The organism is Oleiphilus sp. HI0086 (assembly GCF_001635225.1).
This window is the reverse complement of the sequence record NZ_LWFZ01001016.1, coordinates 1-681: the sequence shown is the minus strand read 5'-3', so window position 1 is coordinate 681 and position 681 is coordinate 1. Positions and strand designations below refer to the sequence as shown.

The 681-nt window shown below is 42.7% G+C and carries 1 protein-coding gene; it reads left to right on the top strand.

Annotated elements, in window-relative coordinates; translation table 11 throughout:
* Positions 1 to 681, top strand: a 681-nt coding sequence (locus A3756_RS18215; protein WP_304438898.1) for a 7TM diverse intracellular signaling domain-containing protein, incomplete at both ends; no start/stop codon positions are given.

The following is a 681-nucleotide window of genomic DNA, read 5'->3' as shown; positions in this document are numbered from 1 at the left end:
TGCTTTGCTAGATGAAATCGAGTTTTATCGGGTTAAAGGAGGTGAAGTCGTTGAATTTGTCCGTACAGGTGATCACTTTGTTTTCTCTGAGCGTCCTATTCAACATCGAGCATTTCTATTTCCAATCGATGGCGCTGATGAAGCACAGCATGTTTACTTGAAAGTTCGCTCTTCAAGTTCCATTCAGTTGCCTGCTACGCTTTGGCCAGAGAAAAGCTATTTTGAGGCTGACCAATATCGCTTTGCCGAGCACGGTTTGTACTATGGCATCGTTCTGGTGATGGCTTTGTATAACTTCTTTCTTTTTTTGCGACTTAGAGATAGTGCTTACCTGTTCTACGTTTTGTACGTGATTACCTTTGCTGTAGCCCAGATGTCCCTGACGGGCTTTGCTTACCAATTTATCTGGCCAAACTTTCCGGTATGGAATGAGCAGAGTATGGCGGTAATAACGCCCTTAATCGTGACATCGGGGATGGTATTTGTATCGAACTTCCTTAAATTGCAGAATAATCACCCGTACTTGAATCGTATTGTCTATTTGCAGGCTTGGCTTGGAATCGTGTTGGCTTTCTTGAGCACGCTCTTACCTTATGCAGTCATGATTCCTTATGGTGCGGCTTTGGCGATCGTTACTTGTTCGTCTATTTTATTTATTAGTTACTATGTCACGATCAAATC